General features: G+C 61.6%; 14 protein-coding genes. 5 read left to right on the plus strand and 9 right to left on the minus strand.

All coding sequences use genetic code 11. The features are described 5' to 3' along the window. Positions 1-3: 3 nt before the first annotated feature. The 4 genes from ABTW55_RS23195 to ABTW55_RS23210 form a co-directional block, all read right to left on the minus strand. On the minus strand, positions 4-444 hold the full coding sequence (locus tag ABTW55_RS23195; protein WP_060420920.1) for a toxin-activating lysine-acyltransferase: 441 nt from the start codon (positions 442-444) through the stop codon (positions 4-6). A gap of 18 nt (positions 445-462) precedes the next feature. Beyond that, positions 463-1,989 carry an MchC protein gene (locus ABTW55_RS23200; protein WP_128884729.1) on the minus strand — a complete coding sequence of 509 codons (1,527 nt, stop codon included), beginning with the start codon at positions 1,987-1,989 and terminating at the stop codon, positions 463-465. A gap of 81 nt (positions 1,990-2,070) precedes the next feature. After that, on the minus strand, positions 2,071-2,358 hold the full coding sequence (locus ABTW55_RS23205; RefSeq protein ID WP_125460888.1) for a hypothetical protein: 288 nt from the start codon (positions 2,356-2,358) through the stop codon (positions 2,071-2,073). Continuing rightward, on the minus strand, positions 2,355-2,630 hold the full coding sequence (locus ABTW55_RS23210) for a hypothetical protein (RefSeq protein ID WP_060420559.1): 276 nt from the start codon (positions 2,628-2,630) through the stop codon (positions 2,355-2,357). Before ABTW55_RS23210 ends, ABTW55_RS23205 begins: the two co-directional genes overlap by 4 nt. A gap of 316 nt (positions 2,631-2,946) precedes the next feature. Between ABTW55_RS23210 and dcp the strand changes: the two genes are divergently transcribed. Next, positions 2,947-5,148 (plus strand): peptidyl-dipeptidase Dcp, encoded by a 2,202-nt coding sequence (gene dcp / locus ABTW55_RS23215; RefSeq protein ID WP_060420923.1) that lies wholly within the window; start codon positions 2,947-2,949, stop codon positions 5,146-5,148. 71 nt (positions 5,149-5,219) lie between these two features. On the opposite strand, the gene ABTW55_RS23220 is transcribed toward dcp, so the two are convergent. The 5 genes from ABTW55_RS23220 to ABTW55_RS23240 form a co-directional block, all read right to left on the minus strand. Continuing rightward, on the minus strand, positions 5,220-6,530 hold the full coding sequence (locus ABTW55_RS23220; RefSeq protein ID WP_033655189.1) for an MFS transporter: 1,311 nt from the start codon (positions 6,528-6,530) through the stop codon (positions 5,220-5,222). A 142-nt stretch (positions 6,531-6,672) separates the two neighbouring features. Next, complete coding sequence (locus ABTW55_RS23225; protein ID WP_033655190.1) at positions 6,673-7,302, minus strand: N-carbamoylsarcosine amidohydrolase; 630 nt, start codon at positions 7,300-7,302, stop codon at positions 6,673-6,675. Between the two features lie 9 nt (positions 7,303-7,311). Beyond that, positions 7,312-8,064 carry a maleate cis-trans isomerase gene (locus ABTW55_RS23230; protein WP_015377793.1) on the minus strand — a complete coding sequence of 251 codons (753 nt, stop codon included), beginning with the start codon at positions 8,062-8,064 and terminating at the stop codon, positions 7,312-7,314. Positions 8,065-8,079: 15 nt separating this feature from the next. Further along, the gene (locus tag ABTW55_RS23235; RefSeq protein ID WP_039566278.1) at positions 8,080-8,874 is read right to left on the minus strand and encodes an alpha/beta hydrolase; all 795 of its coding nucleotides are present in this window, start codon (positions 8,872-8,874) and stop codon (positions 8,080-8,082) included. Then, the gene (locus tag ABTW55_RS23240; RefSeq protein ID WP_033655192.1) at positions 8,871-10,022 is read right to left on the minus strand and encodes an FAD-dependent monooxygenase; all 1,152 of its coding nucleotides are present in this window, start codon (positions 10,020-10,022) and stop codon (positions 8,871-8,873) included. Before ABTW55_RS23240 ends, ABTW55_RS23235 begins: the two co-directional genes overlap by 4 nt. A 327-nt stretch (positions 10,023-10,349) precedes the next feature. Here ABTW55_RS23240 and ABTW55_RS23245 point away from each other — a divergent pair, with 327 nt between their 5' ends. The 4 genes from ABTW55_RS23245 (at position 10,350) to ABTW55_RS23260 (ending at position 16,141) form a co-directional block, all read left to right on the plus strand. Then, positions 10,350-11,408 carry a 2,5-dihydroxypyridine 5,6-dioxygenase gene (locus ABTW55_RS23245; RefSeq protein WP_015377796.1) on the plus strand — a complete coding sequence of 353 codons (1,059 nt, stop codon included), beginning with the start codon at positions 10,350-10,352 and terminating at the stop codon, positions 11,406-11,408. A 66-nt stretch (positions 11,409-11,474) separates the two neighbouring features. Then, a complete protein-coding gene (locus tag ABTW55_RS23250; protein ID WP_033634451.1) occupies positions 11,475-11,948 on the plus strand; it encodes a MarR family winged helix-turn-helix transcriptional regulator in 474 nt (157 codons plus the stop codon). An 85-nt stretch (positions 11,949-12,033) separates the two neighbouring features. Beyond that, entirely contained in the window at positions 12,034-12,576 is a 543-nt protein-coding gene (locus ABTW55_RS23255; protein ID WP_060420925.1) for a (2Fe-2S)-binding protein, read from the plus strand. Further along, the gene (locus ABTW55_RS23260; protein ID WP_060420928.1) at positions 12,569-16,141 is read left to right on the plus strand and encodes a molybdopterin cofactor-binding domain-containing protein; all 3,573 of its coding nucleotides are present in this window, start codon (positions 12,569-12,571) and stop codon (positions 16,139-16,141) included. Before ABTW55_RS23255 ends, ABTW55_RS23260 begins: the two co-directional genes overlap by 8 nt. Positions 16,142-16,217: the final 76 nt, after the last annotated feature.

The raw sequence follows: 16,217 nt of genomic DNA on the forward strand, positions 1-16,217 counted from the left end.
TCTTTATTTTTTTACCGTCATCAGTTTGCCCGTTCGGCGGGAACGCCATACAACCGTGCGACGTTCTGCGATTGGGTGAACTGTTTTAAGGTGTTCCAAACATAAATGTGCGCTGCCTGGCTTGCAGCAAAAATCTAAAATACACAGCGTGCCGCCCTCATCCCATTCTGAGGTATGGAGAAGAAACTGCGGATCGTTAATAAATCGACCCAGCGCCTCATCTCTCAGGTAGGCCCAGGTTATATATCCTAACGGATTGTCCAAATGGTCGAATAATATTTTGAATTGGTTTTGATTAATCGCTTCCTGAGTCCATAGCTGCAACGTTTTTATATGGTACAAACTGTAATTTTTATTCATCAGCATACAGTTAACGGCGAAGCCCAGGCTCTCGTATTGACTGAACTTACTTTTACCCTGCTGGTTTTCTTTGATAAAACTCACGAAATATCCTCAGCGTTATTATTGTAATACGTTGATCGCCTGGCGCTCGAAACGATCCAGATAGGTTTGCAACTGTTCGCTGATCTCGCTGACTTCACCGCGCCAGCCGGCAATTTCTTGAAAAATCACTTCACGGCGCATGAACGCGCGGGAGCCCAACCTTCGGGTGACGGTCTGCTTCATCGCCTGTTGTAATCCGGCGGCGGTTTGATCCGCTGATGTTTCCTGAAGGTACTTCGCGTATAACCGCTGGAATGCCAGAGAAAATTTCTCCTCCGCTGTCGTACCCTGTTGTTCGGCGGAAACCCTTACGGGCGAGTCGATGAGCCGATGCAACAGGGCAATCGCCGGATGAGCATTCCCCTGGCCCAGACCTTGTCGACGGCTAAAGACGCCGGGAGCCAAATCGAACATTTTTTGCAAGCGTTCGCCTAAGGCGAACCATTCAGCGGTGAGAGGCAGGCGTTGTAAAAATGCAGGGGCAAAACCTGCCATACCGAGATTATCCAGCAGGCAGGCTCGCTTGTAGGCCATACTAAAGGCCGCGCCGATGCCTTGGTGCGCTGCCGCGAGAAATGCCGGGCCAAATTGATGCTTGGCTAAATAAAAAGCGAGATCTTGCATCCCTCTCAGCAACAAAGGGGCGTCTTCGTTGAGTTTGTTGTGCTGAATGTAGCTGCGGCCGGGATCTCGACGTTCTGCGGGAAAAACGCTGCGAACACCATGAAAGTCCAGCAGCCTGCCGGCCATATCGCAATTGGAGGGTGAGGTCATCATCACCAAATGGCGGGTACGGCAGTAAGCTATCTGCGTCGCAAGGCGCCGGGCAAGCTCGCAGAGCCCGTAGAATGCTCGTTCTTCCTGCGGCAATGCCAACCAGCGCACAGCGTCAAACTCAGAGGGACGAGGCAGAAAGGACGGTGCGGCGACAATGAGCTTTTCGGTCCGCTCAATATCCGAAGGCTGCCTTTGCATCGCATCATGAGGATGATAGTAGGGCGCGCGGCAAAAATGTGCAGGGCGCACGACGGGTTCGCGCACCAGCAACGCCTTGCGGTTATGGACATCTCCCGCCGATGCAGGAGAGAGGGTGGCGATGGGGTTGTCGGTCAGCAAGATCGCCTTATTGGGCACGGCGCCGTAAGGCAGCAGTTTGGCCATGACGTTTCCCCACAATGCCTCCAATACTGCGCCGGTCATTGTCAACTCGCCATCGACATGCTTTGCCCCTTGACCGACTAACGCATTGGCTCCGATGCCTTTAACCTGCCATCGCCCATCAAAGCCACAGCGTGCGCCACCGCCGTTGCGCGAAATAGCCCCGCCGCCATAACGTTCGGCGAAAAAGACTTTTTCATCGTTTAAGAGCGGCGTGCCGTCATCAAAAATAGCATGACGATTATTTTCTTCGATGAGATAGCTGGCCTCATTTTTCAGTTCGTCCTGCTCGGCAGGGCTTAATTCGTTGTGCCAGAGTAATTGAGAACCTGTCTTTTTTGCGACAAAAGGAATCAAGCTTTCGTGAAGCATGGCGAGGTTTTTCATTTTTTTAATCGTTATTTTTATGGGCGCAGGGCAAGTTAAATATCGGCCTTGTTGTTCAAGGGATAATAAGGTCCACGTTTTTTAATTTGAAGAATCCGGTGTTGAAAGTGACGACGACGGTGAAGGGCGACCACCGCCACTGCCATTCCATGTTGGGCCCATGGGAACCTGTGGAATAGCAACGTTAACCGGCATGTGCGGTGCGGCCTGAATAGCGATTTCCGTGCCCACGCCCACGGCTAATGATACGGGGGTGGGCAATTTCGCTATTGTGCTCAGGCTGCCGACAATAAGTGAAGTCGGATTATAAGAATCATTGCCGTCAGAACCGTTAATACATGACAACTCAACTTCCGTTAAGGCTCTCATTTAAGCTCCTTCTTGCGAGAGGTAATAGATAACACAAGCGAAAAAATAACTGCCATCGACAAACCATACATTGCCGTGATTTTAAGGGCGGCCGTATCCAAAAGGATCGCTTGGCGCTGCAGGCAGTAGTCTAAAAATACGGCAAGGGGGAATATCAAGAACAGCATGACGATATGGTACGTGCGCAAGCCTTTTTTCTTCGCGTTTTTATAAGTTGCACTGATAATGAGGATGAAAATGACAATAAGAACTATTTCCGTTATAAGCTGCAATTTGATTAGCTCCATTAATCAAAATTTACATCAAGTTACATTGAGTAACCTGATAAGTCAACAGGGTATTTTATGATTCTTCTTTATTTATCAATGGCATTGAATTAATTTCCTATAAACTAATTACATTATGTGACTATATATTGATGATAAAAAACAAAGATGTCACTGGAGCTTCTGGCAGCGGCCGGCGAGGCGGCTAACTTCTAATCACTTGTTTTTGCTCAAACTGCCAACTGCACCTAAGCTAGGAGGTGACTCAGAGGGAGCGATTCCCCGAGACCTTATTCCGTGGACATGGAGGAGTTTCGATTTGATGCGTTTATCCACATTGGTGCTGGCGATCGGCATGGCGCTGGGCTCGCAGGCACAGGCAGCAGAAACCCAACCTCACGCCGACCATAGCGCACTGCCCAGCGGCCAGGCGAAGGAGGCTAACGTGACCGGTGAAGCCAATCAGCACGACAAGCAAAAGACTCAAAATCCGTTCTTCTATCAAAGCCGTCTGCCGTTCCAAGCGCCGCCGTTCAACCTGATCAAGGAGAGCGACTACGCGCCGGCGATCGAAGCGGGCATCAAGCAAAAGCGGGAAGAGGTGGAGAAGATCGCCAACAACCCGGCCAAGCCCAACTTCAAAAATACCTTGGTGGCGCTGGAGCAGGCCGGTTCGTTGCTGACGCGGGTGATGAACGTGTTCGGCGCCATGACCTCGGCCAACACCAGCGACGCGCTGCAAAAGCTGGATGAAGAAACCTCGCCGAAGCTGGCGGCGCTGAACGACGACATTATGCTCAACGGCAAGCTGTTCGCGCGCATCAAGGCCATCTATCAGGATCGCGACGCGCTGAAGCTGGATCCGGAGTCGCGCCGGCTGGTGGAAGTGACCTACAAGAACTTCGAACTGGCGGGCGCCAACCTGTCGGACGCCGACAAGGCCAAGCTAAAGGCGCTGAACCAGGAAGCGGCGACGCTGAGCACCCAGTTCACCAACAAGCTGCTGGCGGCGAGCAAAAACGGCGCGCTGGCGATAACCGACCAGGCGAAGCTGGACGGCCTGTCGGAAGGCGAGCTGGCTGCGGCGGCCCAGGCGGCCGCCGAACGCAAGCTGGAGAAACAGTGGCTGCTGGTGCTGCAAAACACCACGCAACAGCCGTTGCTGCAGAGCCTGAAAGATCGCGACACCCGCCAGGCGCTGTTCGACGCCTCCTGGACGCGTGCGGAGAAGGGCGACGGCAACGATACCCGCCAGACCATTTCCCGTCTGGCTAAGGTGCGCGCCGAACAGGCCAAGCTGCTGGGCTACCCGAACTACGCCGCCTGGAAACTGCAAAACCAGATGGCCAAGACGCCGGATGCCGCGCTGAGCTTTATGCGCAACATCGTGCCGGCGGCCACCGCGCGCGCCGAGCGTGAAGCCAAAGACATTCAGGCGGTGATCGACCAGCAGAAAGGCGACTTCAAGGTGCAGGCCTGGGACTGGCAGTTCTATGCCGAACAGGTGCGCAAGGCCAAGTACGATCTGGACGAGTCGCAGATCAAGCCTTACTTCGAGCTGAACAACGTGCTGAACAACGGCGTGTTCTACGCCGCCAACCTGCTGTACGGCATCAGCTTCAAGGAGCGCAAGGACATTCCGGTCTATCAACCGGACGTCAAGGTGTACGAAGTGTTCGACAAGGACGGCAAGTCGCTGGCGCTGTTCTACACCGACTACTTCAAGCGCGACAACAAGGGCGGCGGCGCCTGGATGAGCAACTTCGTCGATCAGTCGAAGCTCAACGGCACCAAGCCGGTGATTTACAACGTCGCCAACTTCACCAAACCGGCGCCGGGCCAGCCGGCGCTGCTGTCGTATGACGACGTAATCACCATGTTCCACGAGTTCGGCCATGCGCTGCACGGCATGTTTGCCGATCAGGAATACCCGAGCCTGTCGGGCACCAACACCGCGCGCGACTTCGTCGAGTTCCCGTCGCAGTTCAACGAGCACTGGGTCAGCGATCCGAAAGTGTTCAGCCACTTCGCCAAGCACTACCAGACCGGCGAGGCGATGCCGCAGGAACTGGTCGACAAGATCAAGAAGGCCGACAAGTTCAACAAGGGCTACAGCATGACCGAGCTGCTGTCCGCCGCGCTGCTGGACATGCACTGGCACATGCTGACCGCCGATCAGCCGCAGCAGGACGTGGACAAGTTCGAGGCCGAGTCGCTGCAAAAAGACAAGGTCGATCTCAGCTACGTGCCGCCGCGCTACCGCTCCAGCTACTTCCAGCACATCTGGGGTAATGGCTATGCCGCGGGCTACTATGCCTATCTGTGGACGGAAATGCTGGCGGACGACGCCTTCCAGTGGTTCACCGAACACGGCGGCCTGACCGCCGAAAACGGCCAGCGCTTCCGCGACATGATCCTGTCGCGCGGCAACAGCCAGGATCTGGAGAAGCTGTACATCGACTGGCGCGGCAAAGAGCCGAGCATCGAGCCGATGCTGATCAACCGCGGGCTGAAGGACGAGTAAGTTCGGCCACTCCCGGTAAGCAAACAAAAGGGCGCGTTATGCGCCCTTGGTCTTTTTGGCTTGGTCGACATTCAGCGGTTCACCACCTTGGCCGGCAGGGCCACTACCAGCAGCGAGCTGAGCAGCAGGCAGCCGGCGAAGGCCCAGAGCGCGCCGCCGCTCTTGCCGGTCAGATCCAGCGCCAGCCCCATCAGCGAATTGCTCACTAGCCCGGCGATGTTGGCCAGCGAACAGGCCAGCGCGAAGCCGGTCGCCGCCGCCGTGCCGCGCAGGAAGGTGGCCGGCAGGCTGAAGAACACCGGCACCGCACCGATGATCGCCGCCTGGGCGATGGAGAACAGCAGCACCGTGGCCAGCGCGTTGTGGGTAAAGAAGGTGCTGCCGGCCATCGCCAGCGCGCCGACGATAAACGGCACGATGATATGCCAGCGCCGTTCGCGCAGCCGGTCGGAACTGCTGCCGATCAGCAGCATGCCGAGCAGGGCGGCGACGCTGGGGATCGCCGTCAGGTAACCGATGGTGGTGATGTCGGTGACGCCGGCGGTTTTGATGAAGGTCGGCATCCAAAAGCCCATGGCATAGGCGCTGAGCAGAATGGCGAAGTCGATGCCGCCGAGCATCCAGACTTTCAGGTTGAAGAAGCCGTCGCGGAAGCTGTGCTTGCCGTGATCGGCCTCGGCGTCGTCGCGCGCCAGATCGTCGGCGATGCGCTGTTTCTCCTCGGGCGTCAGCCACTTGGCCTGCTGGTAGGTGTTAGGCAACAGCCAAAAGGTCAGCACGCCCAACAGCACGCTGGGGATGCCCTCCAGCAAAAACAGCCATTGCCAGCCGTGCAGGCCGTGAAGCATGTCGAAATGGCCCATGATCCAGCCGGACAGCGGCCCGCCGATCACGCTGGACAGCGGCAGGCCGATCATGAACAGCGCGATGATGCGGCCGCGGCGATAGGTCGGGAACCACAGCGTCAGGTAAAAGAGCACGCCGGGCAGGAAACCGGCCTCCGCCACGCCGAGCAGGAAACGAATGACGTAGAACTGGGTCGGCGTGGTGACGAACATGGTGGCGGTGGACAACAGCCCCCAGGTGATCATGATGCGGGCGATCCACATCTTGGCGCCGACGCGCTGCAGGATCAGGTTGCTCGGTACCTCGAACAGAATATAGCCGACGAAGAACAGCCCGGCGCCGAGGCCGAAGGCCGCTTCGCTCAGCTGCAGCGCGTCGGCCATCTGCAGCTTGGCCAGCCCGACGTTGATGCGATCGAGGTAGGCCGCCAGGTAACACAGGCAAAGAAACGGGATCAGTTTCCAGGTGATTTTGCGGTACAGCAGCAGCGATTCTGCGTCCGCTTTCCCCGCCAGCGGGGTGTCGACAATGGCCATGATGTTGTCTCCAGGTGGTGCGTATTGGCCTCCGCAGGAGGCGCCTGTTGTGTTTGCGTTGCAGGGGCGCCGCCCTGTTTCGGGCGGTCGCGTGAGGCGCTGTTTGCGCCTTCGTTATTGTCGTTGCAGGTGAATCCTTGACTCATAACCGGTTCAGGTAGTCGAGCGCCTCCCGTTTGTGCACCACGTCGCCGTATTTGCTGTCGATATCGAACAGGTTGGCTTCGTGCGGGCCGGGGTGACGATCGCCGACGCACTCGCGCACCACCATGGCGCGAAAGCCGTGCTGCACCGCGTCCACCGCGCTGGCGCGGATGCAGCCGCTGGTGGAGCAGCCGATCATCAGCAGCGTGTCGATCCCTTGCGCCACCAGCAGCGGCGCCAGCGCGGTGCCGAAGAAGGCGCTGGCGTATTGCTTGCTCAGCACCACCTCATCGGCCAGCGGCGCTACCGCCGGGCAGAACGCCGCCAGCGGGTTGCCCGCCACCATGTCCTTCATCACCGGCGCTTTTTTGACCCACAAACCGCCATCGGCAAAATGGCCTGCATGATAGCGGATATGGGTGTGGATGACAGGAATTCCCGTGCGGCGCGCGCAGGCCAGCAGCTCGCGGCTCTCCTCGACCGCGCTCACCACGCCCGGCGCGAACAGCGGCGCGCCTTCGGTGGTGTAGGCCTGCATAAAGTCGATCGCCAGCAGCGCCGGGCGCCGGCCGAAGCCGATGCGCTGGCCCCAGACGCCGCGGTAGTTGTCGCTGAGGGTGTCGTTCATCCTGCCTCCTCAATAGGCGCCGGACAGCAGGGCGCCGGCGCCGGGAACGATCGGTTCCAGCTCCAGCGCGGTCAGCATCGCGTAAGTGGTGGCGATGGCGGCGGTGATCACCGGCTTGCCGGTTTGGGCCTCCACCGTCGGAACCGCCGGCAGCGAAGGCATCTGCACGCAGGCGGACAGCACGATAGCATCGACCTCGCGTAAATCCATCTCGGCGACGATCCCCGGCAGCCTGGCCGGATCGTGCCGGCCGACTTCGAGGTTGTCCGGGATCTCCAGCGCGCGCCACACCTTGACCTCAATGCCTTCGTGCTGGATGTAGTCCACCACCAGCTGGGTCAGCGGTTTCATGTAGGGCGCCACCAGCGCGATGCGTTTGGCGCCGATCACCTTCAGGCCGTTGACCAGCGCGCCGGCGCTGCTGATAACCGGCGCGGCGGCCTGATTGTCTTTCGTCACCTGCGCCAGCCGGGCCTGCGATTCGCGGTGGTAGCCCAGCCCCATCGCCATGATGGCCACCAGGCAGGCGTAGCCGAGCACGTCGACCCGCGCGTCGGACAGCTCCAGCGCGCAGCGATCGGACTCGGCGTCCATCGCCGCCAGCTCTTCTTTATTGACGTGTTTCATGCGCATGCGGCTGGAATGAAAGGTGAAGCGCTCCGGGCGTATCAGCTGGCGCGCGCCCAGCATCGCCGGGATCTCGGTTTCCATCGTGGTGTTGGAGCTGGGCACGATCTGGCCGATGCGGTAGTGGTTGCTCATGTCGGTGTTCCTCAGTTAATCCAGAAAATCGCCCAGGGCGCGGAAGAAGCCGTCGAAGTCGTCCCACGGGATCATGTGCCCGGCGTTCTCGACCTCGACGATGGCGATCTCCGGCTGCAGCGCGCGGATCTCCGCCCTGTCTTCGGGCTGAATGACGCCGCCTTTGCCTGCGGCCATCAGCAGCGTCGGCATGGTCAGCAGCGGGTAGTCGCGGTGGCTGTCCACCTGATGAAAATCGTCGTAGGCGCGTTGGATCGCCGGCTCGTAACAGGTGTGCAGCCACTCGGCGCGCAGCCGGCGCTGCTCTTCGCTCCAGGTCGGGCAGAAGGCGCGCATCTGCTCGGCGCTCATGCCCGGCAGCGACTGCCGGATCGAGTCGGCGTACCACGGCCATTGGCCGGGATAGGCGCGGCGGCCGGGGCCGGAAACCGGCGGATCGACCAGCACCAGCCGCCGCACGCCGGCGGGCTGCAAAACGGCGGCGCGCAGGGCGAAGCGGGCGCCCATCGAATGGCCGAGCAGGGCGTAACTGTCCAGGCTCAGCGCGGCGGCGAAGGCGTTAACGTCCTGCGCGCAGGTCTCCGCGTCATAAGCCAGTTCCGGGCCGCTGGACGACAGACCGCGGCCGCGCACGTCGAGCACGTAGACGTCGTATTTTTCCCCCAGCCGCTCGGCGACGAAGCCCCAGGTGATCGCCGGGCTGGTGATGCCGGGGATCAGGATCAGCGCCGGGCCGTGGCCGCCGTAGCGCAGATAGTGTTGGCGAATGCCGTTGGCGTGAACGTGGGCGCCGTAGAGGAAGGTGCTCATGCGGCGTTCTCCGATTTCAGCGCTTGCGCGTACAGGTCATAGCCGTAGACCCAGGCCGGATCTTCCTGGGTGCGCAGGAAGGTGTTGGCGTTGGACACCGCCTGCACCCTGGATGCGCGCTCCTTGCGGTTGGCTTCATACAGCTGGAAGGCGGTGCGGTAGTCGCCGAGGCCGGTTTCCTGCAGGCAGCGGGTCAGCATGGCGGCGTCTTCGATCGCCATTGCCGCGCCCTGCGCCATGTGCGGTTTCATCGGGTGGCAGGCGTCACCGAGCAGCACCAGGCGGCCCTCGCTCCACAGCGGCAGCGGTTTGCGGTTCAGCAATGGCCATTTGGTGACCTGCTCGCTGGATTCGATCAGCGCCTGCACGATCGGGTGGTAGCCGGCGAAGGTCTCGAACATCTCTTCGCGGCTGCTGTCGATGAAGCTGCCCTGGAAATCCCAGGCCGGGTGCGGCACGCCGCTGACGTAGTAATACTCGTCGCGCCGTTGGGTGGTGTAGTAGACCATCAGATGGCGGTCCGCCGACCACCACTTCACGCAGTCTTCGAACGTCAGGTTGTATTTCGCCAGCTTCTCGCCGCGGATCAGCGCGCGGTGGGCCACCCAGCCGCTGTAGGTCGGCGCTTCGGCGCCCAGCAGATGTTCGCGGATGCGCGAATTGATGCCGTCGGCGCCGATCACGATGTCGGCATGGGCCGAGGTGCCGTCGATGAAGTTCAGCACCACCTCGTCACCGCGATCTTCAATCTTGCTCAGGCATTTGCCGAAGTGCAGGGTGCCGGGCTGCAGCGCGGAGAGCTGCAACGCCTGCAAATCGCCGCGGTGCACCGTCACATAGGCGGCGCCGTACTCCCGGCGGGCGAAGCCGCCCAGTTCGATGCGCGACAGGTAGTCGCCGCTTTCGGCATCGCGGCTGAACCAAAAATCGGGATGAGACGCCATCTGCTCCAGCCGCTGCTCAATACCGAGCCGGCGGAAAATCTTCAGTACGTTCGGCCCCATGTGAATGCCGGCGCCGAGGCGCGAGAACGCCGGGCTCTGTTCATACAGATCGACGGTAAAGCCGGCTTTTTGCAGCAGCCCGGCGGCGGCGGCGCCCCCCAGCCCGGCGCCGACGACGGCGATGCGTGGTTGTTTGCTCATCATGTTTCCCCTGTCTGTTGGCTTTTTTCAGCGTAGGTCCAACGCATGGCTGGACGATCGATTTATAGTGTATGCACTAAATAACGCAAAGTTGCAAAAGTGTTAAATCAGATCTTGCTCACGCTAATTGACAGCGCTTTACTGTTAAAATCATGTTAATCACAGGATTGACAAGGGGTGAAATAGGACTTTCTTATGGTGGATATTCGCAGCTTGCTTTCCTTTGATTTTTTGACTTAGATAAAAATAAGTGTGTTCGCTTTAAATTGTTTAAAAAATCACCGCCGCCTTGCGGGCGTCGGACACCCTTGACGAGACAGGAGACAGGCCATGGCGGTCAATGAAACCCAGTTGGTACAGCTGTTCGAGCAGGTGCTTACGCTGTCGAAGGTCGATGCTTCGCAGAGCGTGGCGATTTTGAAAAGCCATTATTCCGATGCGCGCACGGTGCGCGCCGCGACCGACGCGGCGCTGCGGCTGGGCGCCAGGGTGTATGCCGTCGAGCTGCCGGCGTTCAACCATCCGCGGGCGATGGGCAACGACATGACCGCCTATTGCGGCGATACCGCGCTGACCGGCAACCTGGCGGCGCAGCGTGCGCTGGAGGCCGCCGACCTGATCGTCGATACCATGATGCTGCTGCATTCGCCGGAGCAGGAGCAGATCCTGAAAACCGGCACCCGCATCCTGCTGGCGGTGGAGCCGCCGGAGGTGCTGGCGCGCATGTTGCCTAACGCGGAGGACAAGGCGCGGGTGCTGGCCGCCGCCGCCGTGCTGGAGCAGGCGAAGCTGATGCAGGTAACCTCCGCCGCCGGCAGCGATTTCCGCGCGCCGCTCGGGCAATACCCGACGGTGACCGAGTACGGCTATGCCGATGAACCGGGGCGCTGGGATCACTGGCCGAGCGGTTTCCTGTTCACCTGGCCGAATGAGGAGCAGGCGGAAGGGGTGCTGGTGCTGGAGGTCGGCGATATCTTGCTGCCGTTTAAAAGCTACGCGCGCGAACGCATCACGCTGGAGATCGAACAAGGGTTCGTCACCCGCATTCACGGCGGCTTCGAGGCGGAATACCTGCGCGAATACATGAAATACTTCGACGATCCGGAGGTGTACGGCATCTCGCATATCGGCTGGGGCCTGCAGCCGCGCGCCCAGTGGACGGCGATGGGCCTGCACGACAAGAACGACGGCATGTGCATGGACGCGCGCGCGTTCTACGGCAACTTCCTGTTCTCCACCGGGCCGAACACCGAAGTGGGCGGCACGCGCAAAACGCCTTGCCATATGGACATCGCGCTGCGCCGCTGCGACATCCGCCTCGACGGGCAAACGGTGGTGGCGGACGGGGAAGTGGTGGCACCGGAGGCCTCGCGCGTGCGTCGGGCTTAATCGTTGCTGCCAACGGCGGGGGTTTGTACTATTCTCGTGAATTCCATAGATGGTGAGAGTAACGCAATGACGCCCCCCGAATACCCGTCAGCCGTGAGCGGCCAACCCGAAAATTATCATTTTACCGAGCAAGTCGGGCACCTGCTGCGCAAGGTTTATCAGCGCCACCTGGCGATTTTTCAGCAAAACGTCGGCGATTCGCAGCTGACGGCGGTGCAGTTCATCACCCTGTGCGCGGTGCGCGATATGGGGCCGAGCTCGCTGACCGAGCTGGTGCAGGTGACGGCGGTGGATCAGGCCACCATACGCGGCATCGTCGAGCGGCTAAAGGCGCGCGATCTGATCACGGTGACGCCGGATCCGGTGGATCGGCGCAAGGTGGTGGTCGGCCTGACCGACGCCGGCGCCGTGCTGCTGACGGAAACGGTGCCGCAGGCGGCGAAAATCACAGAGCTGACGTTCGGCACGCTCAACCCGGCCGAACGGATAGCGCTGATATTCCTGCTGAATAAAATGCTGGAAGATCCGCCCACCGGCTGATTCGCCCGCGCAACGTCGGTTGCCTGGTGGTCGGTGGCGAGAGGCCAGCCCATAAGACCATCAAGTGCAGGCGGAGACGCGAACAATGGCGATATCTGAAGTGCAATCGCCCAGGGAAGGCGCGAAAACCACGCTGACGGAGCATCCGATGATGCTGTCGGTGAACGGCGAACAGCTTCATGCGCAGGTGATGGCGGATACGCCGCTCTTGCTGGTACTGCGCAACGATCTGGCGCTCAACGGCCCGAAATACGGCTGCGGCCTGGGCGAATGCGGCGCCTGTACCGTGTTGATCGACGGCGTGGCGGCGCGCTCCTGCGTGATCCCGGCGCTCGGCGTGTCCGGCCGGGCGATCGTGACCCTGGAAGGCCTTGGCGATCGCCAGCGCCCGCACCCGGTGCAGCGCGCCTTTATCGAAGAGCAGGCGGCGCAATGCGGCTACTGCCTCAACGGCATGATCATGACCACCAAAGCCCTGTTGGATCGCAATCCCGCCCCGAGCGAGGCGGAGATCCGTCAGGCGCTGTCCGGCAACCTGTGCCGCTGCGGCACCCATCTCGAAATCCTGCGTGCGGTTCAGCGCGCCATCATTCTCTGCCGCGATGAGGGCGCTCACGCTTATGACTGATTCCCGTCCCTCATCGCCGAGCCAGGCCGAATTGCTGCAGCGCGACGGCGTGCTGCTGATCGTCGACAGCGTGCAACCGCCTTCGGGGCCGGTGCCCAAAGGGCAAACGCCGGTGCTGAAGCCCAGGGAGCAGGGGCTGTTTATCGCCCTGTGCGACAGCGGCGAAATCTATGCCTTTAACGGCCATGTCGATCTCGGCACCGGCGTGCGCACCGCGCTCGGCCAGATCGTCGCCGAAGAGCTGTACCTGCGCATGGATCAGGTGCGCATGGTGTTGGGCGATACCGAGCGCGCGCCGAATCAGGGCGCCACCATCGCCAGCGCCACGCTGCAGATCTCCGCCGTGCCGCTGCGCAACGCCGCCGCCGAAGCGCGCCGTTGGCTGTTGCGCCAGGCGGCGCAGCGCTTCGATGCGCCGGTGGAACAGCTGACGCTGGAGGAGGGCGTGATCCGCAGCCCGCAGGGGCAGGCGCTGAGCTACGCCGAGCTGGTGGCCGGCGGTCATGTCGAGCTGTCGATTTCCGGCGACGCACCGCTGAAACCGCAGGCGGAGTATCGCCTGGTGGGCACCAGCGCCGCGCGCGTCGATATTCCGGCCAAGGCGACCGGTGAAATCACCTATGTACACGATATGCGCCTGCCGAACATGCTGCACGGCCGGGTGGTGCGGCCGCCCTATTCCGGGTACGACAGCGGCGAATTTGTCGGCACCAGCCTGCTGGCGGTGGATGAAACCTCGATCGCGCATATTCCCGGCATCGTCAAACTGGTGGTGATCGGCGATTTCATCGGCATTGTCGCCGAGCGCGAAGAGCAGGCGATCAAGGCGGCGCAGGCGCTGCAGGTCAGTTGGAAAGACTGGCGGCGCAATTTGCCGCAGATGGCCGACGTGGCGCAGGCGCTGCGCGACAACCCGCACTCGACCCGGGTGGTGCACGATACCGGCGATGTGGACGCGGCGCTGGCGGCGGCCGACAGGCGTTTCACCCGCAGCTACCTGTGGCCGTATCAGCTGCATGCCTCGATTGGCCCTTCCTGCGCGCTGGCGGACTACCGGCCGGAGCGCCTGCAGGTCTGGTCGGGCAGCCAGAACCCGCACCTGCTGCGCGCCGATCTGGCCTGGCTGCTGGAATACCCGGAAGCGCAGATCGAGATCGTTCGCATGGAGGCGGCCGGTTGCTATGGCCGCAATTGCGCCGATGACGTCTGCGCCGACGCGGCGCTGCTGTCGCGTGCGGTGGGCAGGCCGGTGCGGGTGCAGCTGACCCGCGAGCAAGAGCATGTGTGGGAACCAAAGGGTACCGCGCAGCTGATGGAGGTGGACGGCGGGCTGGACGCCGCCGGGCATCCGGTCGCCTACGATTTTCGCACCTATTATCCTTCCAACGGCGCGCCGACGCTGGCGCTGCTGCTGACCGGCCGGGTCGAGCCGCTGCCGGTGGCCTATGAAATGGGCGACCGCACCTCGGTACCGCCTTACGAATATCCGGCGCTGCGCGTCAGCATCGAGGACATGGCGCCGATCGTGCGCGCCTCCTGGATGCGCGGCGTTTCCGCCTTGCCGAACACCTTCGCCCACGAATCTTATATCGATGAGCTGGCCCACGCCGCCGGCGTCGATCCGCTGGAATATCGGCTGCGCTATATCGATGACGAACGCGCCAGTGAGCTGATGCGCAGCACGGCAGAACGCGCCGGCTGGACGCCGCATACCGAACCGATGCAGACCCCGGCGGAAGACGGCGTGCTGCGCGGGCGCGGCTTTGCCTACGCCCGTTACATCCACAGCAAGTTTCCCGGCTTTGGCGCGGCCTGGGCCGCCTGGGTGGCCGACGTGGCGATCGACAAAGCCAGCGGCGAAGTGGCGGTGACGCGCATCGTGGTCGGCCACGACGCGGGCATGATGGTCAACCCGGACGGCGTGCGCCACCAAATTCACGGCAACGTATTGCAATCGACCAGCCGGGTATTGAAAGAGCGCGTGACCTTTGAGGAATCGACGGTCTCCGCCAAAGAATGGGGAGCTTACCCGATCCTGACCTTCCCGGAGGTGCCGGAAGTGGACGTGGTGATGATGCCGCGCCCTTACGATCCGCCGCTGGGCGCCGGGGAATCGGCGTCGGTGCCCAGCGCGGCGGCCATCGCCAACGCGGTATTCGACGCTACCGGCATTCGTTTTCGCGAGCTGCCGATCACCTCGGACAAACTGCGCGAGGCGCTGAACGGGCCGGACACCGAGCGGCAGGCCGCCCCGCCCAAGAAAAAGAAGCGCGGCAAATGGTGGTTCGGCGGCGCGGCGGGGCTGTTCGGCGCGGTGCTGGGCATCGCCGGCAGCGCCTTGCCGTGGCGGGCGGAGATCGCGCCGGTGGCGACGCCCGGCGCCGGCACCTGGTCGGCGGCCACGCTGGAGCGCGGCCGCCAGTTGGCCGCTGCCGGAGACTGCGCGGTTTGCCATACCGCGTCGGAAGGGGCGACCAACGCCGGCGGGCTGGCGATGGCGACGCCGTTCGGCACGCTCTACAGCACCAACATTACCCCGGACGTGGCAACCGGCATCGGCAACTGGTCGTTTACCGCGTTCGATCGGGCGATGCGCCAGGGCATCGCCCGCGACGGCCGCCATCTGTATCCGGCATTTCCTTACACCGCCTTCAGCAAAATGACCGACGGCGACATGCAGGCGCTGTACGCTTATCTGATGTCGCAACCGGCGGTGCGCCAGAGCAATCCGGCCAATCAGATGCGCTTCCCGTTTAACCTGCGGCCGCTGATGGCCGGCTGGAACGCGCTGTTCCTGCGCCAGGGGGAATATCAACCCGATCCGCAACAAAGCGCGCAGTGGAACCGCGGCGCCTATCTGGTCAACGGGCTCGGCCACTGCGCCGCCTGCCATTCGCCGCGCAATCTGCTGGGGGCGGAAAAGGGCGGCGCGGCTTTCCTGGCGGGGGGAATGGTGGACGGGTGGGAAGCGCCGGCGCTGAATCAATTGGCCAATGCGGACAAGCCCTGGACCGAGGAACAGCTGTTTCAGTACTTCCGCAGCGGGCATTCCGCCGAGCACGGCGTGGCGGCCGGGCCGATGGGGCCGGTGGTCAGCGAACTGGCGACGTTGCCGCAGAGCGATCTGCGGGCGATGGCCAACTATGTGATGTCGCTGAGCACCAAGGCGACGCTGAATGTGGAACCGCAGGCGCAGTTGGCGGCCCGCGCCTTGCCGGCGGCGGGGCAACTGGCCGGCGAGCGGTTATTTCAGGGCGCTTGCCAGGCCTGCCACAGCGCCGCCGCCGGCGGGCCGCAGCTGTTCGGCGTCAGTCCCGATCTGGCCAATAACACCAATATCTTCAGCGATCGCCCCGATAACCTGATCAAGGTGATCCTGCAAGGGATCCCCAAACCGGCTACCGCCGAATTGGGCTTTATGCCGGGCTTTAAGGACAGCTTTTCCGATCGGCAGGTGACGGCGCTGGTGAATTATCTGCGCCAACGCTATGCCGGCGACAAACCGGCCTGGCGCGACGTGGAGGAGCAGGTGGCGCGGCTGCGCGCGGAGCCGGGAAATCATTAACATTGTAAATTGTTACATTGGGTTATTGACTGGCGGCGCTCATTTGGTGATTAATGTTAGCCTGATTTTTACCTTA

The sequence above is a fragment of the Serratia sp. SM04 genome, from assembly GCF_040280225.1.
GTDB lineage: Bacteria > Pseudomonadota > Gammaproteobacteria > Enterobacterales > Enterobacteriaceae > Serratia > Serratia sarumanii.